The 23,299-nt window shown below is 69.9% G+C and carries 17 protein-coding genes; 4 read left to right on the top strand and 13 right to left on the bottom strand.

Annotated elements, in window-relative coordinates; genetic code table 11:
- Window position 1: 1 nt before the first annotated feature.
- From AB0B64_RS14385 to mycP, 5 genes are all read right to left on the bottom strand, one after another.
- Window positions 2-1,348, bottom strand: a complete 1,347-nt coding sequence (locus AB0B64_RS14385; protein ID WP_358177454.1) for a hypothetical protein — start codon at window positions 1,346-1,348, stop codon at window positions 2-4.
- Window positions 1,349-1,356: 8 nt separating this feature from the next.
- A complete protein-coding gene (locus AB0B64_RS14390; RefSeq protein ID WP_358177457.1) occupies window positions 1,357-1,737 on the bottom strand; it encodes a hypothetical protein in 381 nt (126 codons plus the stop codon).
- 8 nt (window positions 1,738-1,745) lie between these two features.
- Window positions 1,746-2,045 (bottom strand): WXG100 family type VII secretion target, encoded by a 300-nt coding sequence (locus AB0B64_RS14395; protein ID WP_357942176.1) that lies wholly within the window; start codon window positions 2,043-2,045, stop codon window positions 1,746-1,748.
- A gap of 28 nt (window positions 2,046-2,073) precedes the next feature.
- Window positions 2,074-2,400: a WXG100 family type VII secretion target gene (locus AB0B64_RS14400; protein ID WP_357942178.1), complete on the bottom strand. Its 327-nt coding sequence runs from the start codon at window positions 2,398-2,400 to the stop codon at window positions 2,074-2,076.
- Window positions 2,401-2,496: 96 nt separating this feature from the next.
- A complete protein-coding gene (mycP, locus tag AB0B64_RS14405) occupies window positions 2,497-3,633 on the bottom strand; it encodes a type VII secretion-associated serine protease mycosin (protein WP_357942180.1) in 1,137 nt (378 codons plus the stop codon).
- Window positions 3,634-3,760: 127 nt separating this feature from the next.
- Here mycP and AB0B64_RS14410 point away from each other — a divergent pair, with 127 nt between their 5' ends.
- The 3 genes from AB0B64_RS14410 (at window position 3,761) to AB0B64_RS14420 (ending at window position 7,677) form a co-directional block, all read left to right on the top strand.
- Window positions 3,761-4,384, top strand: a complete 624-nt coding sequence (locus AB0B64_RS14410; protein WP_357942182.1) for a hypothetical protein — start codon at window positions 3,761-3,763, stop codon at window positions 4,382-4,384.
- Window positions 4,381-5,598, top strand: coding sequence for a hypothetical protein (locus AB0B64_RS14415; protein ID WP_358177459.1), 1,218 nt, complete (start codon window positions 4,381-4,383; stop codon window positions 5,596-5,598). Before AB0B64_RS14410 ends, AB0B64_RS14415 begins: the two co-directional genes overlap by 4 nt.
- Before the next feature lie 168 nt (window positions 5,599-5,766).
- Window positions 5,767-7,677, top strand: a complete 1,911-nt coding sequence (locus AB0B64_RS14420) for a protein kinase (RefSeq protein WP_358177462.1) — start codon at window positions 5,767-5,769, stop codon at window positions 7,675-7,677.
- A gap of 10 nt (window positions 7,678-7,687) precedes the next feature.
- Here the strand turns inward: AB0B64_RS14420 and AB0B64_RS14425 are convergent, their stop codons facing one another.
- From AB0B64_RS14425 to AB0B64_RS14455, 7 genes are all read right to left on the bottom strand, one after another.
- A complete protein-coding gene (locus tag AB0B64_RS14425; RefSeq protein ID WP_358177465.1) occupies window positions 7,688-9,148 on the bottom strand; it encodes a hypothetical protein in 1,461 nt (486 codons plus the stop codon).
- 57 nt (window positions 9,149-9,205) lie between these two features.
- Window positions 9,206-10,147 carry a DUF5996 family protein gene (locus tag AB0B64_RS14430; protein WP_358177468.1) on the bottom strand — a complete coding sequence of 314 codons (942 nt, stop codon included), beginning with the start codon at window positions 10,145-10,147 and terminating at the stop codon, window positions 9,206-9,208.
- Window positions 10,148-10,642: 495 nt separating this feature from the next.
- Window positions 10,643-11,572, bottom strand: coding sequence for a hypothetical protein (locus tag AB0B64_RS14435; RefSeq protein WP_358177471.1), 930 nt, complete (start codon window positions 11,570-11,572; stop codon window positions 10,643-10,645).
- A gap of 136 nt (window positions 11,573-11,708) precedes the next feature.
- Window positions 11,709-12,968: a hypothetical protein gene (locus AB0B64_RS14440; RefSeq protein WP_358177473.1), complete on the bottom strand. Its 1,260-nt coding sequence runs from the start codon at window positions 12,966-12,968 to the stop codon at window positions 11,709-11,711.
- A 62-nt stretch (window positions 12,969-13,030) separates the two neighbouring features.
- Complete coding sequence (locus AB0B64_RS14445) at window positions 13,031-18,079, bottom strand: fibronectin type III domain-containing protein (protein ID WP_358177476.1); 5,049 nt, start codon at window positions 18,077-18,079, stop codon at window positions 13,031-13,033.
- A 305-nt stretch (window positions 18,080-18,384) separates the two neighbouring features.
- Entirely contained in the window at window positions 18,385-19,638 is a 1,254-nt protein-coding gene (ilvA, locus tag AB0B64_RS14450; protein ID WP_358177479.1) for a threonine ammonia-lyase IlvA, read from the bottom strand.
- A 258-nt stretch (window positions 19,639-19,896) separates the two neighbouring features.
- Window positions 19,897-20,946 carry an aldo/keto reductase gene (locus tag AB0B64_RS14455; RefSeq protein ID WP_357942202.1) on the bottom strand — a complete coding sequence of 350 codons (1,050 nt, stop codon included), beginning with the start codon at window positions 20,944-20,946 and terminating at the stop codon, window positions 19,897-19,899.
- 102 nt (window positions 20,947-21,048) lie between these two features.
- Between AB0B64_RS14455 and AB0B64_RS14460 the strand changes: the two genes are divergently transcribed.
- Window positions 21,049-21,633 carry a TetR/AcrR family transcriptional regulator gene (locus AB0B64_RS14460; RefSeq protein WP_358177482.1) on the top strand — a complete coding sequence of 195 codons (585 nt, stop codon included), beginning with the start codon at window positions 21,049-21,051 and terminating at the stop codon, window positions 21,631-21,633.
- Between the two features lie 117 nt (window positions 21,634-21,750).
- Here the strand turns inward: AB0B64_RS14460 and AB0B64_RS14465 are convergent, their stop codons facing one another.
- Entirely contained in the window at window positions 21,751-23,289 is a 1,539-nt protein-coding gene (locus AB0B64_RS14465; RefSeq protein WP_358177485.1) for a carboxylesterase family protein, read from the bottom strand.
- Window positions 23,290-23,299: the final 10 nt, after the last annotated feature.

Consider the following 23,299-nt stretch of genomic DNA (forward strand, 5'->3'; position numbering starts at 1 on the left):
GTCAGTCCACCACCGGTTGGCCGGGATCGTACGCGGGACGGAACAGGCCCGGCTCATCAGGGGGCGGCGGGGCCGTCCGGTGCGCGACCGGCGCACCCTCGTACCCGGCCGGGCCGCCGCCCATCGGCATGAACGGCATGCCACCGGTACCGGCGGCCGCCCCTGTGGGGCCGCCGGACGATGTGGGGTTCGTGGCGGGCCACGTCCCGTCCACGACCGGCACGACGCCGGGGCGTACGGACGGGCCGGTCTCGCGCGGGAGGCCGCCGAGTGGGCTGCGGGCCTGGTCGGCGATGGGGCTGCTCTGGTCAAGGACGGAGCGCATGGGGCCGGACCGGTACGGGTCACCGGTCCGCGCGCCGTCGGTCCGCTCGGAGTAGGTCCGCAGGTTGTCGGTTCGCGGGTCACCGGTCCGCGTCGGGTCGGTCCGCGTGGGGTCGGTCCGCGCGGTGTCGGTCCGCGCGGTGTCGGGCCGGGCGCCGGTCAAGGAGCGTGTCGGCTCGGACGTGGTCGGGTTGGTCCCGATCGGCGCGGGGCCGGTCGTCGGCGGGTACCTGGTGAGCTGGGCCACGGAGGGCGTTCCGCTCGTTGACGTGATCAGCCCGGGGACCTGGTCCGGCGTGGTCCCGAGGGTCGGGGGAGTGGCGGTTCCAGGGACCGCCGCAGCGAGCGGCGCGGTCTGCGGCGCCGCCGAGATAGGTGACGCCGTCGGATCCACACTGGCCAGCCGGGCGACCGGGCGCGTGGACTCCAAGTCGATCCCGCCACCGGTCGGAGTGCTGTCGCGCACAACTGGAGGCAGGTACGGCGCGCTGGAGGCCAGGTCGGCGTCCCACGGTAGCCGCTCGGGCAGGATCCCGTGCGCGTCCCTCAAGCGGCCGTTCAGATCCGCGAGGAAGCGCCGGGCGTCGGCGTCGGGGTCGTTGCTCAATTCCCGGGAGATGTACGACCCGGTGTCCACCGTGGCGTACTGCTCCCGGGTGGCCGGCTCGAACTGCTCCTTCGCCGTGGCCAGCTCACGGCTGGCCTGCTGGACGGATGACGGGATGTCGCCGATCTGGCTCCGCAGCGTGCCGAGATACGACTGCACCCGCGCCATCCGCCCGAGCATGGCCCGCGCCGACTCGCCGCCCCAGTTTCCATCGGCGACGAGACGTGAGGCGTATTGGGACAACTCCTTGATCGTCTGGTCAAGGAGCGTGCCGGCCGATTGGTAGGCGTCCGCGACACCGCCGAACTCCTCCGGCCGGGTGTTCATGATCAACCGCCGGATCGAGTCGCGCCCGCCGTAGCTCTCGGGCGCGCCGGCCGGCAGCGCGCCCTCCTTGATCGGCTTCGGTTCTCCCACGCGGCCCTCTATCCGGCAGATCCGGCAGATCCGGTACGGCGAGCGGTGTCGCCGGCCCGTTGGTCGGCGTCCCTGACGGTGTTCGCGGTGGCGACCAGATCCTCGACGACCCTGCTGACCAGCTCGGTCACGAACCCCATCGTGTCCACCGTGGCCATGCGCGCCCGTTGCATGGTCTCGGCGTACCCTCGTGCCACATCCCAGTCGCCGACGGCCGTGAACGACAGGTCGGGCACCCGGTGCCCGGCCGACTCGAGCCGGGGCAGCAGATCCCTCGACATCGCCCCGGCGACGTCCAGCAGCGCGTCCGGCCGGCACATCGCCTGGTCACCGGCCGCCGCCGGGTCGATGACCAGCTCGGCGGGTATCCCGTTGTCGCCTTCAGCCATCGTTCGGCTCAGGTGCCCCAGCGTCGGACGTTGGCCTGCTCGGCGTCGCGCATGATCTCGGTCGCGTCGTGCAGGGCCGGGCCGAAGCGCTGCATGGTGTCACCCATCGTCACCACGGCCTCGTTCCACTCGCGCTTGGCCTCCAGGTAGACGCCCTTCGCGGAGCCGTCCCAGGTCTCCAGGATCTTCAGGTCGTTCTCGAGGTCGGTCAGCTCGCCGACGAGATTGGCGTACGCCCGGCCGAGCTCGGCCGCGATCTCTTCCATCTCGTCGAAATTGGCGAGGATGATGTCTCCGCCACCGGTCATTGAGATCCTTCCCTGACGTCGATCCCGCTCATCGGACGGCACCGCCGTTGAGCGCGGCCATGAGGTTCTTCGTGACGGCCTGGGTGGAGGTGCTGGCCTCCTCGTACTCGATCCCCGAGCCCTTGAGGTTCTCGGCGATCTGGTGGAGGGCGTCGATGACCTTCTTGAACTGCGGGTTCCACTCGTTGAGAACCTGCGTGTAGACGGTCGCCGACTCGCCCTTCCACGAGCCGCCGAGCTGCTCGGGGATTTGGAGCAGTCTGTTGTGGATCTGCGTGATGTGCTCGTGCGCGGTCAGCGCGCGAGCGGCCGCGTCGTGCTGACTGCCCTGCTGATAAGTGGTCGGCTGCGCCACGGTTCACCTCCCGGTATCGAACATGGGACAACGCGAGCACCATAAGCCGGTGCGCGGGAGGGCCGATCTGACTTCAACATTCCTGGAAATGTTGGATCACCCGGCGCGCCAGCCCCGCCGCCTGGCCTTGGGAAGCATGATCGCCACGAAGATCACCAGCCCCGTCACCGCGACCGTGCCTCCCGCGATGCCCACGGCCAGCCCGCGCGTACGCGGGTCGGGGGCGGCGGCCTTGGCCACGACGACCGGCACCCCGCCGCCCGCCTTCTCCACCGAGTCGGGCAGTACGGCGGTGACGGCGAGCAGCGGGTTGACCAGGCCCGCGCCGGTCCCGGTGGCGCCGCCGCCCTCGGCCGTCAGCTCCACCCGGCGCTTGACCTGCCACAGGTCGAGCTCCGGATGCCGGGCCCTGACCAGCGCCACGACCCCCGACACGTACGGCGCGGCGAAGCTGGTGCCGTCGAGGTCCGTACGGTAGCCGCCGCCCGTCCACGTACTGGTGATCCCGGAGCCGGGGGCGGTGACGGAGACCCTGGTGGTGCCGTTGGAGAACGCCGACTTCGTGCCGTCGGGGGAGGCCGCGCCCACTGCGATCACGCCGGGGTAGTCGGCCGGGTAGGACGGCGTCACCTCGCCGTCCTCACGCTTCACGTTGCCGGCCGCCGCGACGATCACCACGTCCCTGCTCTGCGCGTACGCGACGGCCGACTTGAGCTCCGGCTGGTCGTGCGCCTCCACGGACACGTTGATGACCTTCGCGCCGAGCTCGGCGGCCCGCCTGATGCCCCGGGCCAGCAGTGACACCTCACCGTCCGGCGTCTCGGTCTGCTTGATCGACAGGATCCGCGCGCCCGGCGCGACCCCGAGGAACGGTACGCCGCGCGAGGTGAGGTCGCGGCCGGCGATGATGCCCGCCACGGCCGTACCGTGGCCCACGCAGTCGCGCTGGTCCGTACCCGTCAGGTCCTCGGAGGTCGTGACCGCCCCGGCGAGCTGCGGGTGCCGCGCGTCCACGCCGCTGTCGACGACCGCGACGGTGACGCCCTCGCCCCGGGTCAGCCGCCACACCCGCTGGAAGCGCAGCCGCTCCTGCGGCCAGGGCTTGCCACTGACGTCCTGGACCCCGGCCTCGGGGTTGCAGGAGGGAGCCATCCCGTCCGCCTGCGCGGAGGTAATGGGCGTGATGGCGAGCAGCAGGGCGAGGGCGGTGGTGCCGGCCCAGGAAATGGCCATGTAAGGGGATTTTGCCGGTCTTGAGCGGCAAGCCGGATTCCGTTCCAAATTCTTTGAAGTGAAACGCCGGCGCGCCCGGTACGGGATACAGAGGGGAGGGGCGCAGACCGATATCCGGGAGAGATTCATGCCGACACCTGACGACGGCGGCGAGCGGGACGACACCAGGGACGGCCTCGGCCTCCCGAGAGACCAGCGCAACGGCGTCGAGTCGGGCGAGGACGGGCGCGTCTACGAGGTACAGCTGGACCCGCGCAACACCGAGGAAGAGTACACCGACTACCTGCAGACTTACGGGCACGGAGGGTACCCGCCGACCGCCCGGCCACGGGTCTCCGAGGCGACGCGCGATGAGTTGGTGACCAAATACCACGTCGATCCGGGCGGGGCGAAGAAGGAGATGTTCATCAAGATCGCCGACTTCGTGGACCCGGAGACCGGCAAGCCGCGTCCCGACTCGCCCGTCGAGAAGCTCCGCGCCGACCTCGACCGGCTCAGGGGGCTGGGCGGCACGCCGAGCCTGGAGGTTCTCGTCAGCCGCTCCACGCTGACCGAGCGCGACCTGGGCACCTGGCAGGCGGCCACCGACCTGAGACTCACCACCGACAAGGCGCAGACCAGTCTGAAGAGCGCCGTCACCCAGCTCTGCTCGGTCTACGAGGCCATCCTGGAGACGCTCGACCAGACCGTGAAGGCGGCCATGGACGCCGACCAGGCCGTGGCCCAAGGCCTGCGCGGGACGGCGACATGACCGCTTACACCCTGTACCAGCTCAAGGACGGCACCCGTCCGCTGCCCGATGACATCGCCACGAGCAAGGGCGACAGCGAGAACAGCCAGGGCATCGTCGACCTCATCCGCAACCACACCGACCCGCGGAAGATCGAGGACGCCGGCCACAACTACGCGACCCTGGCCGCGAGCTGCGAGGAGTCGATGCGGAACCTGCAGACGGAGACGCAGCGCATCGCCGCCTCCCTCGGCGGGGAGCCACTGGAGGGCGTCTTCAAGAAGATCGGCGAGCTCCAGAAGGATCTCGCCGCGGTGAACTACAGCGCTCAGACGGTCGCCAACCCGCTCATCTGGTACGGCCGTGATGTGCTGCCCTTCTTCCGGGACAACGTCCCCCAGGTCGGCAGCGCGGGCTGGGACGACGATCTGCGTGACAGCGTGTTCGGCACCGACGGCAACGCTCACGCCCTGGCCCGGCACCACCTGCGACAACTCAACAGGTTCATGGGAGTGGTCTACGACCGGATCGCCCCCGAACTGGAGCAGCGCGCGGCTCCGCCCCCCGGCGCGGGTGTCACTCCCGTGGAACTGCCGAAGATGGACGGCCTGGGCGGCAACGGCCGACTCGGTGGTGGCGGCGTCTCCGATCCGTACACGGGCCTCGGCAGCCCGTACTCCAGCCTGTCCGGCCTGCCCGACCCCACGTCGTCCGGTGTCGGGGACCCGTCCGGCCTGACCGACCCGAACCAGCGCCCGACCGATCCCGGCACGAACCTGCCGGACCCCAACGGCGCCCAGAACCCGAACCTCCCCGGCCTCGACCAGGCTGGAGTGAAGACCCCCGACCTGCAGAGTCCCCAGACCCCGGACCTGAAGAATCCCGGCGACCTCAAGACCCCCGGCCTGCCCGACACCAAGGCGAACCTGGCCGGCTTCCCGGACACCATGTCGCCCGACCTGGCCCACCGGGTGAACACGGGCGTACCCTCCACCGGCCCGCTCACCCCCTCGGGGACCGGCACCGCCACGACGGCCGCGCAGGGCGCGGGTGGCCTGACGGCCGGCGGGGCCGCGCGGGGCGGGACCGGCGGTATGCCGATGGGCATGTACCCGCCGGGCATGGGAGGTGGCGGCCAAGGCCAGGAGCAGGACCGCGAGCGGACCCGGTTCCCGATGATCGAGGACGAGGCGTTCGAGACCGACGACCTGGGCGGTCCCGCAGTGATCGCATGACGGCGACGGATAGGGCCGGTGGCTGCTGCCTCCGGGAAGCGGTGACGCCGGATCGGGGAAGTGAACGCGTGACGGCGAGGAAGAGGGCCGGTGGCAGTCGGGTCCGGGAAGTGAACGCGTGACGGCGAGGAAGAGGACCGGTGGCTGTCGGGTCCGGGAAGTGAACGCGTGACGGTGACGGAGAAGGTCCGTGGTTACCGGCTCCAGGAGCGGGCCGGGCAGGACGGGCCGTGGAGCGCGTACCTCGCGACGGCCGACCGCGACGGCGCCTCGGTGCTGCTGCGGTCGCTGGCCTGCCGCCGGGTGGACAAGCGCCGGCTCAAGCCGCTGCTGCGCGGCTTCCGCTTCCCGGACGCACTCGCTGCCCATCCGAACGTGATCCCGGTACTCGACATCGGCACCACCGCCGACGGCCGCCCGTACCTGGTGACCGAGCTGCACGGAGGCTGCACGCTGGCCGAACGGCCCGGCCGGACCCTGCCCGCGCCGCCGGGCGAGGCGCTGCGCGTCGCGCGCGCGGTGGCCGCCGCGCTCGCGGCCACTCACGGGGCGGGCGGGGTGCACGGCGACGTACGGCCGGAGAACGTGGTCCTGCCCGAGCACGGCGAGCCCAGATTGACCGGGTTCGGCATGAGCGGGCTGATGTCACTGGCCGAACTGCCCGACGGGACGTCCGTGTCCGTCCACAGCCCGCCCGAGCTGCTTGAGGGCCGCTCGGCCAGTCCGGCGTCGGACGTGTACTCGCTCGGGTCGATGCTGTACGAGCTGCTTGCCGGGCGGCCCGCGTTCGCCCTGGACGGGCCGGACACCTCGGCCCGGTTCGTCTTCGGCGTGCTGAGCGAGGAGCCGCCGCCCCTGGCGTCTCCCGGCTTGCCGCCCGACCTCGTGTCCGCCGTCAATCAGGCGATGGCCAAGTCCCCCGAGTCCCGCCCTACGGCCGCCGACCTCGCCACCCGCTTCGCCCACGCCGCCCTGGACCAGTCGGTTCCACCCACCGCCCACCAAGCGGCCCCATCCACGTACAAACTGGTCGCTCCGAGCTCCCGCCTGACGCCATCGCAGACCGGGCCCGCGCCCGCGCCGAGGCCCTCGCAGACCGGCCCCGGCTTGCCGCCCACCCCCGTCGGACCCGCGCCGGAGCCTTCGCAGACCGGGCCCGGCTTGCCACCCGCTTCTGTCGGACCTGCGCCCGTGCCGGGACCATCGCAGACCGGGCCGGGCGACTTGCCACTCGGCTCGCCGTTACTGTCGGTGCCACCAGTGCAACCAGCGCCAGCGGTGGCCGGTGAGACGTCGGTGCCGCGTGCTCTCGTCTGGACCGTCGACCCCGACCGCTCGGCGTCACTTCCCCGACCGCCCCGGCCGCTCTACCCGTCCTCCCACCAGCCGGGTACGGCGCAGCCACAGGCCCAGGCGGAGCCGAGGCGCAGGAGCAAGAAAGTCCCCCTGTTCATCGCCGGCACCTCCGGCCTGGCCGTGCTGATCGGCGCGGCCAGCGTCGCCGCCGCCATGAACGGCCGCCCGTCGACCCCACCGCGGATCACCCTGGAGCCCCAGTCCGCCACGACCAGAGGCACCGACCCCGGGACCGGAGGCACCGACCCCACGACGACCGCCAAGCCACCCGACTCGGCCGCCCGGACCCCACCACCCAGTGCCCTGCCCTCTACCGAGCCTTCTACCGGGCCGTCCATCGCCCGTCCCGCCAAGACCCTGGACGCGGCGGCGATGAGCGCACAGCGGCCCAAGGACCTGAGACTGGTGACCGACAACGGCACGACCGTGACGCTGTCCTGGAAGCAGCAGCGCAAGAGCGACTTCCCCATGGTGCTCCAGCAGTCTCCCGGTGACCGCGTGCTGTCGATGGGCAGCGGCAGCATCACGTACACGGTCGGCGGCCTGGACGCGGCCACGGGCTACTGCTTCAAGGTCGGCACGGTGGTCAGACTCGGCCAGCCGTCGTCCGTCGCGTGGTCACCGTCCCTGTGCATCCGAGGCGCGGTGGAAACCGACCCAGGCGGCCGGGACGAGCAGGTCCAGCCGCCCATCGTCCTCCCACTGGCCACCCCACCCACCTGAAAGTCGCTGATCACAGAGCAGCGGTCGGCTCGCCGCCGGCTCGCTCACGTGCGAGGAGTCCGCCGAGGGCGGCGGCGATGACGGGCAGCCCGACGACCACGGCCGCGATCGCCGGCCACGGAGTTTCGAAGGGCACCCGTACCGGATCATCCCATGAGCCCGACGCGGTGAAAGGCCATAGCAGCAACATCCCGATGGGGCACCCGGCGACCGCGCCCAACACCGTTCCGCACAGCGTGCTCAGCCCCGCACGGGAAGCGGCGAACCACCGGAAAGTCGCGGCCGATCCGTCACCGGTCCGCCTCAGCACCCGACCCGCTCGTGAACTCGTGTCCTTACCGTCCCCGGCGGCCCAAGCACCGCAGAGGGCGATGAGGAGCGTCGCCGCGGCGACGACCAGCCAGGTGGTCGAAGCCTGGAATCCCCGCTCGACATAGGTTTCCGCGATGTCGCCCAGCCGGCTGTCGAGCCGCGCCTGTTCGCCCGCCGAGATGCGATGGAGGGAGGGATCGACGATCAGCTCGTCCGGCTTCAGCTGATAGCCGAGGTCCCGGACGACCTTCGCCGGGACGAAGATCGTCTCCATGTGAGGGTCGAGGGTTCTGGCGACGGTCGCCGGAGTGGTCTTGCTCGTCGGCGGGCCGTCGCTCCCGGTCACGTTGTAGTCGATCTCGACCGAGTCGACCTTCACGTCGGCGGTCGTGACCACCACGGCCTTGCCCTCGTCGTACGGCGTCGACTGGTCGCCCGTGAGATACCGCAGCAGTGCCTCGTCGCCGATGACTCCGTTCGGGTAGACGGACTCTTCCGGCAGGTCGACGTTCTCGGCATTCGCCGCGAAGTGTCGGTATTCACGCGGACTCTCGCTCTGGGCGATGGGAACTCCGGGTAACTCCCGCTGGATCGCCGTACGTACGGGACCGGCCTGCTCCGCCGAGAAGAGCCGCACCAGGAGGGTGCCGGGCCGGGCGCTGGGGGAGTAGGCGGCCCTGTCCTGCGCCGTCATGCCGACCGCGACGATCGTGAGCGCGATGCCGAAGCTGGTCGCCATCATCGTCACCGTGATCGCGGGAGCCGTAGTCGGGCGACGACCGGCCAGGTCGCGGGCCGCCAGGCGAACGAGCAGCGGCAGCCGTTTCGTGTACCGACCGAGGATTTCCAGCAGCCACGAGGCTAGCGGGCCGAAACCTAAGAGGAGCAGACCTCCGCCTATGAGGGTCAGCAGACTGAGCCCGATCAAGACGGCGCCGCCGTAGCGCGTGTCCGCACGCGCCGACCACGCGCCGAATGCCATCATCCAGACGCCGACGAACGACAGGAACAATCCCCCGACCACATAGCGGCGGCGTACGCGTACGTGGCGATTCCGTGGGGCGGACTGCGCCGCGATCGTCACAGATGCGCAGGCGAACACCGCGGGAATGGCCATGGCCACGCCGATTCTCAGGAGTATCGAAAGGTCGAAGATCATGGCCGGATAGTAGTGAGCTTCAGCTGGCGCCGTACGGGATCGAAATACAGTGCGCGGTCACGTTCCAGCGCTCAGCACCGGATCGGTGACCCCGCCGGGGCAGGCGAGCTGGGCGATGTCCCAACCGGCGCGCCGGGCTCCCGCCTGGTAAGCGCTGCCGTAGAAGGCGAGGACGGCGGCGCGCGGATCGGCCTCGGCCAGGGCGTCGGCGTGGCGCAGCACGGCCAGATGGCCGCCTCGCTGCTCGATCCACCGCGCTGCCGCGGGCTCCAAGGGCTCGTTGTCCAGGCCTTTGGGCTCGGGAGCGGTGTAGGAGTAGAAGGCCGGGTCCGGGAAGGCGTCGTCACCGAACCAGAAGCCGGAGCTGATCACCTCCCGCGAGTACGCTTCCCGCGTCACCGGGTCGGCTCCGGGCGGCTGGTCGATCACGCGGTCGGAGAAGCGGGTGCAGGCGATGTCGAAGGTGTGCCAGAAGTGGTGCACCGGGCTGATCTTGCCGGAGTAGCCCGCGGCGAACTCCTCCAGCAGGAGGTTCACCTGGCTGAGGACCTGCCAGTAGCGGGTGACCTCGGCCGGATCGTAGTGCGCGTGCTCGGTGTCGTCGGCGAACGGCCGGTCGGAGTCGGGCAGGTCGAACGGCCGTGGTAGGGGTATGTCCACTCGCACGTCCAGGGCCGTCAGTGCCCGCATGGTTTGGTGGTAGAAGGACGACACCGACTGGCCGGGGAGCGAGAACGACACCTCCCGGCCGTCCACCGTGCTGAGGAGCAGCTGGTGGCCGACGAAGTCGAAGTCGATCGTGAAGATCGGGTTACCGTCGGCCTGTCCCATCGGACGAGTGGTGATCCCTCGCCCGGTGACGTGGAACGGCGCGTTCCACCAGTGGTTGCGCCGGGCCGCCGAGGCGAGCCGGATCTTGCCCACTACCTGGCAGAACCGGTGCAGCGTCGCCTTGGTGTCCCGCCACTCGGCCGACGGCACGGCGGTGTACAACTCCATGACCCCATCGTTCCCACACGTTCGCAGCGCTATCCATGCGCCGGCCGCAACCTCAACCATGGCGGACTCGGCATCTTCGCCTTCTTCCAGCTCGACCAGGATTGGCCAGCCGAGAAACTCGTCCCCGGGTACTGTGTGGATATATGCGTCTGGATTCCTGCGAACCTCAACTACGAAGCTCGTCAAGTCCATGGTGTGACGGTCGAATTCACTGCCGAGCAGCTCGACCAGCAATGCCTTCACCGCCACCTCGGGCGCTGTTGTGAAGACCTTGCAGTAGCGATAATTATTCTCTTCCGGCATCATGGGATTTTGACGAACGGCGGGTTGTCGAACGAGCCGCCTATGCGGATAATCGACACGTCCACCTCCATTCCGAGCATCGCTTCCAGTTTTCGGCGCAGGGAACTCAGCCCCGCTTCCAGCGAGATCGCTACCTGAAGGGCATTGGCCTGCCGAGTCCCGCCTGGATTAGCCTGCGCGGAGATCAGGCACTCACCGGACCGGATGTGTCGCGTCGGTTCGCGGGACCCAGCCGGCGAAGACGCCCTCGGGGCTGTGCGTCGAAAGCGCCTCCGCGATCGAGCGGTGCAAGGCGGCGGCGTCAGGCAGCCTGAGGTGGTGCTCGTCCGACTGGTCGTAGAAGGACAGGTCGAGCCGCGCCGACGGGTATCTGGTGATTCCGCCCACGACCGCCGCTTCGCCCTTGTACGACAGGGCGACCGAGCGGAGCCTTGGCCAGGGATGCTCGTTGATGTGCCGCTCGGTGATGGTCAGCACGCCCATAGCCCTAGCCTGGATGTTTAGCCGGATATATCCGGCTATGCCGATGATCACCACCAGCACCACGCCGACCATGAAGGCGATGTAGTCCGGGGCATTCGTCCCCCGGCCCTCGGGCAGCGTCGCGCCGATGACGCCGACCACGAGCAGCATGAGCACGGTGACGACCATCATCAGGCAGCCGAACATACCCCTGCTTCGGCGAAGCGCGGCGGAACGCAGGTCGAAGGCGATTCCGTCAGGCGGCTGGCGGACCGTCCGCACCGCGACCGTGGATAGGCTCCACTTCTTGACGTCCCCGCGGCTGAGCAGCACCCCGCTGGCGATCCCGCACAATGCGGCCGCGAGCCCGACCAGCTGCGACGGGTACACCTCGCCGTCGGCGATCCCGACGGCCACGGCGGCGGCGATCATGATCGGGCAGATCGCGAAGAGCGCCTTGCGCATCAGCCCGATCGCCATCGGGCCGCCCAGCCAGATCCGGGCAAGCCAGAAATACCAGACCGCGCTCCAGAACACTCCCACGAAGATCTCGAAGGGGGTGGCGTCGTTCCGCCAGACGAGCACGATGCCACCGATGAGGCCGGGCCAGAGAACGGCGAGCAGGCCGACGGCCGACTTGTGGGCGAGAGGGCGCTGCATGCGCGGAATCCTAGCCTTCCGGCACCTGGAACCTCGACGACACCGCCGGCGCCCACCTGCCGCCCCGCCACCGTCACGCCGCCACCAGGCAGCCCAGGAGACCTCCGGCGGCTCGGGGCGCGCGCCTTGAGCGCGATTACAGCGGAGAGGCGCTGTGGTACATGCGGTACTTGAAGTAGCCGTCCCAAGGTGGCGCGGTGTTCGCCGGTCCGGGTTCGGTGGCGAAGTACACGTCGACCCCCGAGTAGTCCAGCGGGCGCTGATAGGCCAGACCGCCATAAACGTCCCGCACCAGGCCAGAATTGTGGTTCCACCGGTAGCCCGTCTGGGCGCTGGTGATCTGACCGACGACCGTCCAGGCGCCACCGCCCGTCCAGACGCTCGATCCGGCGATTCGGTCGACTTCGACGTTCGCCTGTACTTCGTTGCCGTCGAGCTGCCCGGTGTCGCGGGAGACGACGAACGAGTCCCGCTCGGGGTCGTAGGCCCAGGACGCGTTGTGCAGGAATCGTCCGGAGCCGGGCAGGAACGGTTCCGGCGTCAGACCGGCCGTGGTGATGAACGACCTCGTGCCGAGTACCGGCGCGTTGGCGTTGCCCAGGTTGAGTGTGCGTACGGCGGTGCCCCGGGCGGTCCCGTCGCAGGACGGCTCCGGCACGTCCAGCGCGGCGCAGTCCAGCCCGCTGTAGAACAGCAGGAGATTCCCCCGCTGATCGACACTGGTCACGCTCGGCTGGCCGACACCGTACCCGGCCGCGTTGTAGTCGGGTTCGGTGATGTCGATGAGCGGGGAGGCGACGATGGTCCACGGCCCCAGCGGAGAGGTGGCGAGGGCAACGCCGACCACGTTGAACCGGCCGTCCGCGCCATGGTCGTCATTGTCGGCGGCGGTGAAGAACATCGCCCACGTGTAGGTCTTCTCGCCGCTCTGGGGCGTCGTGTAGGTGAAGCTGCCCTTGACGACGTCCGGGTCGCAGATGTGGTACGCCGCCCAGCTCGGCGTGGCAGGCTGGTAGTGCGGGTCGGCCGGTTGAAGGCGGGGCCGCAGCGCTACCTGGGTGGCACCCCACGTGTACGACCCGTTCGGCTGCCGGGTGCCGACGTTGAACAGGACGTGATCGTGAGTGGCCTGGAGCGCGTTGCCGCTGCTCGATGAGTACTCGACCGTGTTGGCGCAGTAATAGATGATCCTCTGGGCGTCGGAGGTCTGCACGATGGACGGCGCGTACTGGTAGTAACCAGCGCCGTCATAGCGGGACGAACCTGGATATATCCCCCCAGGTAGGGGCACGCCTGAGGACTCGGCGGAAGGCGTCCAGGCGTAGGCCGGCAGCAGGGTGATCAAGGATGCGACAAGGGTGAGGAGGGCGGCTGTCGAAACGCGGCGGACGAGCATCAGGTGGTCCTTCCTCGCGGCGAGGTGGGCAAAATGAGCAGGCGGCGACACTGGCGCACTGGTCAGTACCGCCACGCGTACACGCCGTCGTAGTCCGGGCTCTCCGAGGTCCACACCAGCAGGCCGCCGTCGTCGTCGAGCTGCGGCCGGATGTACGGGTAGGAGCTGACGCCGGGGATCGTGACGGTCGGCCCGCCCGCGCCCCGGTCGTAGATCTTGTACCGGGTACGGCTGCTGCCGTCCACGTCGTAGTGCTCGGTGTAGACGACGACGCGGCCGTTCCTGTTGATCGCCTGCGGATCGACGTTCGACTTGCTGGAGATCAGGATGTCGCCCGCCACGATGCGGCCGGCGTTGACGGGCTTGATGACCAGTCCCTGGCCGCTGGTGGTCTCGGTGCCCCAGGCGTAGAAGGCGGCGATGGTGCTGCCGTCGCCGGACAGCATCGCCTGCAGGAAGTGGTCGTCCTCGGTGGCGTTGGGGTGCAGGTCCACGGTGGTGCCGCTGTTGGCGTTGTAGACCTGAAGGGTGCCGACGAAGGCGGTCAGGCTCACTCCGTACCAGACCAGGACGCCGTCCCGCGTCATGCCGAAGTAGTTGTTGGTGTGGCAGCCCGGTTTCGCGACGCAGACCGTGTCCACCCTGGTCAGCGGCTGGCCGACGACGCCGCGGTAGATGGTGGCCTCACGCGGCGGCGGAGCGTCGGTGGTCAGGCCGACGCGGACGGCGATGACCGTGCCGTCCTCGCTGAGGCGCAGCGACATCGTGTCGAAGTCCTCGTAGGCCACGCCCGGGTCCTCCACCCAGACCTGCCCGGTCCTGAGGTTCCTGATGATGATCGCCGGAGAGGTGAAGGGGGCGTTCCTGTCACCGATGTAGGCGACGATCGAGCCGTCTCGGTTGGTGGCCATGCCCGTGCCCGGCACGGTGATGGGGATGTAGCTGGGGGTACGGCCGTCGCCGCCGCGCGAGACGAGGATGATCTCGCCGGTCTGGAGGTCCTTGCGTACCAGGTAGATGGCGTTGCCGTTGGGCTCGTACACCTCGTTCGGCGCGAGGTTGCTGCCGGAGCGTACCGCGAAGAACACGTAGCGGCCGTCGGCCGACAGCTTGGAACCCCAGCTCCCGGCGAAGTTCATGGTGTCGGGATTGCCGTCGGCGTCCACGGCCACGTTGACGGGCGCGCCGAAGCCGATCATCGCGCGGGTGGGCATGACCGCGGTGGGCTGGGAGGCTTCGCCGTATCCGCGGAAGTTGTGGGCGTAGACCCAGATGGTGTACATGACTCCAGGCTTGAGCTGGTCCACCACCACCTGCGTTTCCTTGGTGTAGCGGGTGCCGCTCGGCGGGTCGGTGACGACGGCGTAGCCGTCAACGGGCGGGGAGCCCGGCACGGGCGCGGGGGCCGTCCACGAGACCGTGGCCTGCAGCGGGCCGGGCCGGGCCACCGCGTTCTGCGGCGGTCCTGGCAGGCAGTCGCAAATGGTGATCTCCGCCTCGGCGTACTGGGGCGGGCGGGTGCCGTTGGCGGGACTGTACGCCTGGATCGTGGCATGACCGTACGAGGGAGAGGTGTACGTGCCGTTCTGGTCGATGGTGCCAGGACCGGTGATGACGCTCCACTCGACGGCGGTGATCTCGGGAATGCCGGTGACCTTGAAATCGAAGTCGTACGCGGTGTTTGGCCCGCCCTCGACGTGCGCAGGGTCGATCTCGATGCCGGTGAACGGGCCCGAGTGCCAGGCCGAGTACCACCAGTTGACCAGGTCGTCCTTCCTGATCGACAGGGCCTTGCCGAACAGGCTCCTGGTCTTCATGAAGCCGCCGAGCGTCAGCCCGACGCGTAACTCCAGCCACGGGTTCTGGGTGGTGTCGGCGATGACCTGGACGTAGGGGGCGAAGCTGGCGCCGGGACCCGCGGCGCCGTAGATGTACATGACCTCCTCGAACGGGAAGCTGATCTTTGCGCCCGCGTCGCCGTACGCGATCAGCTCGGCGTGGTTCTGCCGCCCCGGAATGTCGATCTTGTCCATGCTGAGATCGCCGCCCTGGAGGGTGACCGTGGCGCCGACCTCCCGGCTGTAACCGGCCTGGAAGGCGATGCCGAGCGAGCCGTCCACCTCGAACTGCACGTAGACATCGAACTCCGGGCAGATCAGCACCGGCAGCGGGCCGAGCTGGAGGTCGATGCAGGGCGTGCGCATGCGTCCGATCAGCCACTTCTTCTGCCACCCGGCCATCGCGCCGATCTTGCCGACCGTGTTCAGCGCGACGTTGACGCTGGCGCCGAAGTGATCGAGCTCCAATGCCCCGCCCTTGAGGTGGATCTTGCCGTGGCCGTGCGGGGCCAGCGTCATCCACATCTCCAGCTTCCTGCCGACGTCGTCGTGCCCGGCCGGGCCGGCCTTCGTGGCGACCTCCACCACGAGCGCGCCGTCGCGCAGGCCGATGCTGCCGGGGCCGCCCGCCGTGCCCACCGGCTTGCCGTCCTGGGTGGGCCGCGCGACCCGTACGCCTGGAGCGAGCGGCGTGAACTGGACGGCGGACGCGTCCGTCACCGTGTCGAAGGCCACGTCGCCGTCTCCCACGACGTCGGGGATGGCGGCCTCCTCGGTCATCACGCTGAGCATGGCTCCGCGGGTGGTCACGGCGGTGACCTTGCGGAACAGGCCGCGTGGCGTGTTCGCCGAGACCGGGGCGACGACGTACGCGCCGGCGGTCAGGTCGCTCACCTGCGCGGGCGGGGAGTCGAAGTCGAGCGTGCCGTCGGTGCCGACCGAGATCAGGCGGGCCAGCGAGGCGGCCGACAGCACGACAGGGGTGGCCTTGGCGCTCACCTCCGGCACGACCGCTTGGCTGGCCGCGCTTTCGGGGCCGGCGCCGTGCTGGTTGGCGGCCCGTACGGTGAAGGTGTACGCCGTCGCCACGTCGAGACCGGACAGGACCGCGCTCGTCGTCGTTACCGTGGCCGTCGCGCCGCCGGGGCTCGCTGTCACCGTGTATGAGGTGATGGGCGCGGTTCCGGTGTCCCTGGGCGCGTTCCACGTGACCTTGACCGAGCCGTCGGCGGTGGTCGAGGCGGTCACCCCGACGGGTGCGATCGGAGCCCGCCGCGCCGCCGGGGTGGCCGGGCCGGCGGTCTCGGCCTCACCCGTGCCCGCGGCGTTGCGGGCCGCGACGGTGAACGTGTACTCCGTCCCGTTCGTCAGCCCCGCGAACGTGGCGACCGTGGTCGCGGCAGGTGTGTCCAGCGTGAGCCCGCCGGGCTCGGCCGTCAGGTGGTACCCGCTGATCGCCGCGCCGCCGTCGGGCGGCTCCACCCACTGGAGCTCGACCTTCTGGTCCAGCGGGACCACCGAGAGGACGGGCGGCCGCAGCGGCGTCGTGGCGGGCGCGGGGGTGACGGGCTGTGAGGGCGCCGAGGGCCGGCCGCTGCCCGTGCCGTTCACCGCGGTGACCACGAACGTGTAGGCCGTCCCGTTCGTCAGCCCGCCGACCGTCGCCTGGGTCGCCTCGGCGGCGGCGTCCACGACGACGTTGCCCGGCGAGGCGGTGACGAGGTACTTCACGATGCCCGCCGTGCCGGTGTCCGGCGGGCTCCAGTCCACTTTCGCCGCCGCGTCACGCATGGTCACGGCGGTGATGAACGGCGTGCCGGGTGCGCGGGGGGCGGCTGGGGTGACCGGCTCGGAGGGCGCGGAGGCGGGCGAGGTGCCGGCCGCGTTCGCAGCCGTCACGGTGAACACGTACGCGCTGCCGTTGGTCAGCCCGCCCACGTGCGCGGAGGTCGTGGCGGAGGTGACGCGGGCGCCGCCGGGCGAGACGGTCACCGTGTACGTGGAGATCGACGCGCCGCCGTCTGCCGGAGCCTGCCACGCGACGTCGGCGCCGCCGTCGGTGGCCGAGGCGGTCACGCCGGACGGCGCGGACGGCGCGGACGGCGACCGGTAGTAGTCGAAGGTGTCGACGGTCACGCTGACGCTCGCGGTGCCGGTGTTGAGGATCACGAACGTGCCGCCGGTGCCCACCTTGACCGGCACCAGGCTCGACCAGAAGTCGTTCGGCTGGTACGCGATCGAACCGCCGCCCGGGATGCTCGCCTGGCCCGCGGGGTACACGCGCAGCAGGCCGTTCACGGTGCCCTTGACGGTGATGTTCACCCCGACTGCGCTCACCCCAGTGGGCGGCACGCCGCCCTTGCCGAGCGGTGCCACCGTGTACGAGGCGCCCGCCGCCACTGTCACCGAGGCGAGAGTCCGCGACGGGGCGACGGGCACCAGGGCCGAGGCGGCGACCGCGGCGGCGGGCGTCGCGAAGTAGCCCGCCACGTCGGCGTACACCGTCAGCGCGGCCGGCCCGTTGTTGTTGACGGCGATCTTGCCGTCCGTCCCGAGCGCGGCGATGACCAGGTTGGACTGGAAGTAGGAGGGCCGGTAGTCGATGTTCGACCCGGCGGGTGGCGTGCCGCCCGACGGGTAGGCGATCATCTTGCCCGACCCGGTGCTCTTCACCGCGAACGTCAGCGCCACGTACGCCACCCCGGACGCCGGCACTCCGCCCACCCCCGCCACCGCGAACGTGGCGGTCGAGTTGGCGGCGACGCTCTGGTTGCCGATGATCCGCGCGGTGTTCAACGGTACGTACCGCGCGCCGGGCGCCGCGGCGGCCACGGCGGTGACGTACCCGTGCACGTCGGCGTAGACGTTGACGGCGGCCGTCCCGGTGTTCTTGACCTTGAGCGCGCCGTCCGCGCCGAGCTTGACCGTCACGAGCTGGTCGTCCCACACGCCCGACCGGTAGCGGGTGCCGGTCACCGCGGGCGCGGCGGCCAGGTCCGACAGGAAGACGACGAGGCCGCCGGCGGCGCTCGCGCCCTTGGCCGCGAAGTTCACCGCGACGCTCGCGACGCCGCTGGCGGGCACCGCGCCGACGCCCGCCACGCTGACCGTCGTGGTGGCGCCGGCGGGGATCGACACGTTGCTCAGCACCCGCACCCGCACGCCGTAGAACTGGCCCGGCCCCGGCTGCGCCGACTCGGCCGAGGCCGGTGCCGCCCCCGTCGCCACGAGGACTCCGGAGAAGATCAGAGCGAGCGCCGTCAACCATCGCATGACCACACCGGCCTCCTGGGCTCGGGATCATTCCGCGTTGCGCGCCTGACGCTACCAACCGCCCTGAACTCGTTAAATACGACGAAAAGTAGAGATTTTTCGTCAACCAGCGGCGTACGACGGGGCGTCCGCCTACAACTTCGGCGGTAGCCGCCTCAGCCCTCGGGAGGGGCCCGGCCCGCGTGTACGAGGCGAGCACGGCCGGCATTTCTTTCAACGACCGCAGTTGAGCAGGCCGAAAACGCCGCCGGTCGGCCTCGTCCTGATTACTCCCCGCTCGATCGCCAGCACGCCGTGGCGGGAGGTCAGAGAAGAAAGGTGAACAGCGGCGAGCCAGGCGGGACACGCTCCACCGTGAGTGGGCTGGCCTTCATGCGGAACAGGAGACTGTCGAGATCACTGGCCCGCTCGAGCTCGATGCCGACGAGCGCCGGGCCGGTTTCGCGGTTGTTCTTCTTGACGTACTCGAAGGCGATGATGTCCTCGCCCTCGCCCAGCACCTCGTCCAGGAAGTGCCGCAGGGCGCCGGGGCGCTGCGGGAAGGTCACCAGGAAGTAGTGCCGCAGCCCGATGTGGACGAGAGAGCGCTCCAGCACCTCGCCGTACCGGCTGACGTCGTTGTTGCCGCCCGACACCACGCACACCAGCGGCCCTCCGGAGGAGGAGTACGGCAGCAGCTCACGGGCGGCCGCTCCCGCGAGGGCTCCGGCGGGCTCGGCGATGATGCCATCGGTCTGGTACAGATCCAGCATCTCGGTGCACACCGCACCCTCATCGACCGCGACCACCTCATCCACCAAGTCCTTGACCAGGGGGAACGTGGCCTCTCCCACCCTTCCGACGGCGGCGCCGTCCACAAAGGTGTCCAGCTCGGGCAGGGCGAGGGGCCCGCCGTGGTCGAGGGCGGCGCGCATGCTGGCCGCGCCGGCGGGTTCGGCGCCGACGATGCGGGTGCGGGGTGAGTGCTCGCGCAGCCAGATGGCGATGCCGCTGATCAGACCGCCTCCACCGACCGGGACGACCACGGTGTGCGGCGCCTCCCCTGACTGCGCCAGGATCTCCAGGCCGACCGTGCCCTGCCCGGCCATCGTCCTGACGTCGTCGAACGGATGTACGTAGATCGCACCGGTGTGCTCGCTGTCGGCGTGCGCGGCGGTGCTCGCCTCGTCGTAGGTACCGCCGCCGACCACGACCTCCACCCGGTCGCCGCCGAGCGCCGCGATGCGCTCACGCTTCTGCCGCGGTGTGGTGGACGGTACGTACACACGCCCCCCAATCCCGAGACGCGCGCAGGCGAACGCCACCCCCTGCCCGTGGTTGCCCGCGCTCGCGCAGACCACACCGCGCCGCCGCTCCTCGTCCGTGAGCGAGGCGATCAGGTTGAACGCGCCGCGCACCTTGTACGAGCGACAGACCTGCGCGTCCTCGCGCTTGAGCAGCACCTGACCGCCGAGCAGGTCGGACAGCCGCTGGTTCGGCTCCAGCGCGGTGCGACGTACCACCGGCCGCAACCGTTCGGCCGCCTGGCTGATCATCGCGGTGGTGAGACGGTCGGTCATGCACACTCCAGGCACAGCGGTTGATCAAGGGATCGTAGCAAGGCGTCGCGTGGTGGTGACGACGGCAGCCGTACAGAGGATCACTGGGAACGGTGCCCGTCGCCAAGCGAGCACACTGGTCACAACGATCCCAACAGGTCATGCGATTCCCGCAGCGCCCGTCTCCCTCAGCCGGACGGCTACCGACCAGCGACATTCTTGCGACGCTTGCTCAGTTCGCCAGCTGGCGGACTGCCGCGCCGGAGCGAACAATCAACCTCACCTCAGCGCCATTCCCGGGACACGAGCGCGGATCGCATCCATGGCCGCCTCGTCCGAGACGCCCTGCCAGTCATACCGCGGTGTGTAGGGGGCGGTGAGGGCGCGTACGTCCTCATCGGTGAGCTCGACGTCCAACGACGCGATCGCGTCGTCGATCTGCTTGATCGACCCGGCGCCGACCAGCGGAGCGGTGACGACCGGCTGGCGATGCAGCCAGGCCAGGGCGATGGACGCGCGGCTCACGCGGTGGGCGGCAGCGACCTGGCCGACCGCATCAATGATGGCGTGGTTCGAGGCTTCCTGCTCGGGCGAGTAGAGCGTGTCGGCGTAGGCACCGTCGGTTTCGGAGCGGGCAGTGGAGTTCGCCTCATCCCAGCCACGGGCCAGACGGCCCCGCGCGAGTGGGCTCCAGATGATGGTGCCGACGCCCTCGTCCAGGCACAGCGGGATCATTTCGCGTTCCTCCTCGCGGGCGAGCAGGTTGTAGTGATCCTGCATGGACACGAACCGGGCCCAGCCGTTCTGCTTCTGCAGGTGCAGGGCCTTCGCGAACTCCCACGCGAACATCGACGACGCGCCCAGGTAGCGCACCTTGCCGACCTTGACCAGATCGCTGAGCGTTTCGAGGGTCTCCTCCAGCGGCGTCGCGTGGTCGTTGCGGTGCACCTGGTAAAGGTCGATGTAGTCGGTGCCCAACCGTCGCAGGCTGTGGTCGACCTCGGTCATGATCGCCTTGCGGGACAGGCCCTTCCCGTTCGGGCCGGGGCGCATGGGATGACGCAGTTTGGTCGCGATCACTACATCGTCGCGGTTCGCGAAGTCGCGCAGTGCGCGGCCGAGGATCTCCTCGCTGGACCCGTTGGAGTACATGTTGGCGGTGTCGAAGAAGTTGATGCCCGCGTCGAGAGCGTGCTTGATCAGCGGGCGCGCATCCTCCTCGCCGAGGGACCAGACGGGGTGGCCGCGGTCGGGCTCGCCGTAGGTCATCGCACCGATCGCGATGGGCGAAACGTCCAGGCCGGTGGTGCCGAGCTTCACATAACGCATGGGCGTCTCCTGTGGGATTTGAACTTGCGGACGATTCTCCGCAAGTTCTCACCCAAACTAGCGGAGGATTGTCCGCAAGTCCATCGGAGGCACCATAGGGTGATGACCGAACAGACGCCGAGCACCTACGGCACGCAGCGCAAGGCCGCCGCGCGCAACCGTGTGGCGATCATCGAGGCCGCCCACGAACTGTTCGGGGACAACCCGCTCGTGCCGCTGAGCGAGGTCGCCAAGCGTGCCGGCGTCGGCGCCGGCACGCTCTACCGGCACTTCCCCACCCGGGAGGATCTGATCCTGGCGGCCTACCAGCACGACATCGAACGCCTGACCACCACCGCCGACGAGGCGCTGGCGCGCCATCCATCGGCGAAGGACGCGTTCGTCGAGTGGTTCGAGACTCTGTCGGCCTACATCCGCATCAAGCACGGCCTCGGTGACGCGTTGCACAGCGCCGCGGCCCAGGACGTGATCAGCGCTTCGTGGGCGCCGACCACCGCGGCGGTGGCCAAGCTCGTCGAGGCCTGCGTGGCCGAGGGCACCATCGCTCCCGGGCACGACCCCGCCGACATCATCATGCTTATGAGCTTTCTGTGGCGCGTCGCGAACAACGACGACGGTGTGGCCCAAGGACGGCGTCTGATCGCCGCCGTCTTTTCGGGGCTGAAAGAGGCACCCCAGCCGATCTGAGCACAGCCGAGTTGAGCGCACCGCTCGCCGCAGCGACTACAGCGGCGAAACCTGCGCACGCGACTCCAGCGAGGCGAGGACTCCGCCTGTGACGAGAAGGGGACATGTGCGAGGTGTTCATGAGTTGTCGTTGCTACCGGACGAGTGTCGAGCAGGCGGAAGCAAGAGGCCGCGTTCGCTGTAGGCGGGGTCGTTCGCTGCGGTGACGAACGTGTCGAAGCGCATGGTGCAGCGGCGAAGCTCGGTGTATGCCTCCCACGCCGGGACGCCCGGGGCGTTCGGATTTCCGGTGCGGATAAAGGCTGCCACGGCCCGCCGGAAGGCGTGACCGGTCGGTTCGACGCCGGCGGAGTCGACATCGCGGAACATGGGAGAGGCCGACCAGGCTGGAAGATTGTCAAACAGCAGCGGGATGTCCACGGTGTGGCAGGCACCGAGGGCCGATCTCCAGTCCACCTGGTAGACGAAGCCAGGATGACCGTGACGAGCGCGCGCCTCGGCGACCTGGAGCGCCGGTAGCCTGACCAGGCGATCGGTGGTGATGTCGGCCAGGACTTGAGAGGCGGACGCGCCCGGCCGCCGGGCCGCGTAGTGGTCGTAGACCACCTGTGGGGCCGCGTCGGGCGCCAGGCGTTCCACAAGCTGCAGGACGGCATCGCGGGTAATGGCCGCGGAGGCGGGGTCGATGGCCAGGAACGGGTTCATCTCCTCGGCGGTGGCGCCGATCAGGACGTCGATGCCGGGAGCGACGCCGGCGGCGACGGCGGGCAGAACAGGCCCGGGCAGCCCTGGGGCGCCGGCAATCGGATGCATCGGCGGGGCCGGGGCGCCGATGCGTCGCCGGCCGCTGTCGGCGACGAGTCGCTGGTAACCGATGATCAGCTCTTCGGCCGGAAGGTCTCGCAAACGATGGGCTGTCGTGACGCTCAGGCCCAGGAGGCGCAGGTATTCCTCCGCGACCTGTTCGGCTTCGTGCGGGGATGGCATGGCGATGCCGAGGGGGCCGCTTTGGGCGAAGACCCGATGGAAGAGGCCTGTGGCTGAGGGGGAGCTCAGGAGCGCCACGGCGGTCACCGCGCCTCCGGACTGACCGGCCACGGTGACGCGGTCGGGGTCGCCGCCGAAGTCGGCGATGTTCTCCCGCACCCAGCGCAGCGCCGAGATCGCATCCAGAAACCCCATGTTGCCTTCGGCGATGCCTGGGACTCGCAGGAAGCCCAGCGGACCGAGCCGGTAGTTCGGCGTGACGACGACGATGCCCTCGGCGGCGGCCAGGTTGCGGCCGTGGTAGCCGGGCCAGGCGCTGGCGCCGCTGAGCCAGCCGGAGCCGTGGATCCATACCAGCACGGCCCGGGGCTTGCCGGTGACGCCGGGGGTCCAGATGTTCAAGGTGAGGCAGTTGTCCTCGGCCTGGGCCAGCGTTGGCGAGCCGGTGAGCAGTTGCATCGCATCGGCGGGTCTGGCGGGGTTGGCGGGTGGCTGCGGAGCGGCAGGGCCGAAGGCGGTCGCCGGACGGATGCCTTGCCACCGGGCATGCGGCTGCGGAGCAGCGAAACGAAGGTCGCCGATGGGGGCGGCCGCGAAGGGCACGCCGAGGAAGGACGCGACGCGCCCGTCCCAGCTTCCCTGAACAGCGCCCGGCTTGGTGGTGACCACGGGGTGGGGA

Source organism: Nonomuraea sp. NPDC049129, assembly GCF_040648495.1.
Taxonomy (GTDB): Bacteria; Actinomycetota; Actinomycetes; order Streptosporangiales; family Streptosporangiaceae; genus Nonomuraea.

Coding starts and splice junctions, on each gene's coding strand:
- AB0B64_RS14460 (WP_358177482.1), top strand. CDS start 21,049: ATGACCGAACAGACGCCGAGCACCTACGGCACGCAGCGCAAGGCCGCC.
- AB0B64_RS14440 (WP_358177473.1), bottom strand. CDS start 12,968: ATGCTCGTCCGCCGCGTTTCGACAGCCGCCCTCCTCACCCTTGTCGCA.
- AB0B64_RS14455 (WP_357942202.1), bottom strand. CDS start 20,946: ATGCGTTATGTGAAGCTCGGCACCACCGGCCTGGACGTTTCGCCCATC.
- AB0B64_RS14445 (WP_358177476.1), bottom strand. CDS start 18,079: ATGCGATGGTTGACGGCGCTCGCTCTGATCTTCTCCGGAGTCCTCGTG.
- mycP (WP_357942180.1), bottom strand. CDS start 3,633: ATGGCCATTTCCTGGGCCGGCACCACCGCCCTCGCCCTGCTGCTCGCC.
- AB0B64_RS14430 (WP_358177468.1), bottom strand. CDS start 10,147: ATGGAGTTGTACACCGCCGTGCCGTCGGCCGAGTGGCGGGACACCAAG.
- AB0B64_RS14425 (WP_358177465.1), bottom strand. CDS start 9,148: ATGATCTTCGACCTTTCGATACTCCTGAGAATCGGCGTGGCCATGGCC.
- AB0B64_RS14390 (WP_358177457.1), bottom strand. CDS start 1,737: ATGGCTGAAGGCGACAACGGGATACCCGCCGAGCTGGTCATCGACCCG.
- AB0B64_RS14410 (WP_357942182.1), top strand. CDS start 3,761: ATGCCGACACCTGACGACGGCGGCGAGCGGGACGACACCAGGGACGGC.
- ilvA (WP_358177479.1), bottom strand. CDS start 19,638: ATGACCGACCGTCTCACCACCGCGATGATCAGCCAGGCGGCCGAACGG.
- AB0B64_RS14435 (WP_358177471.1), bottom strand. CDS start 11,572: ATGCAGCGCCCTCTCGCCCACAAGTCGGCCGTCGGCCTGCTCGCCGTT.
- AB0B64_RS14395 (WP_357942176.1), bottom strand. CDS start 2,045: ATGACCGGTGGCGGAGACATCATCCTCGCCAATTTCGACGAGATGGAA.
- AB0B64_RS14415 (WP_358177459.1), top strand. CDS start 4,381: ATGACCGCTTACACCCTGTACCAGCTCAAGGACGGCACCCGTCCGCTG.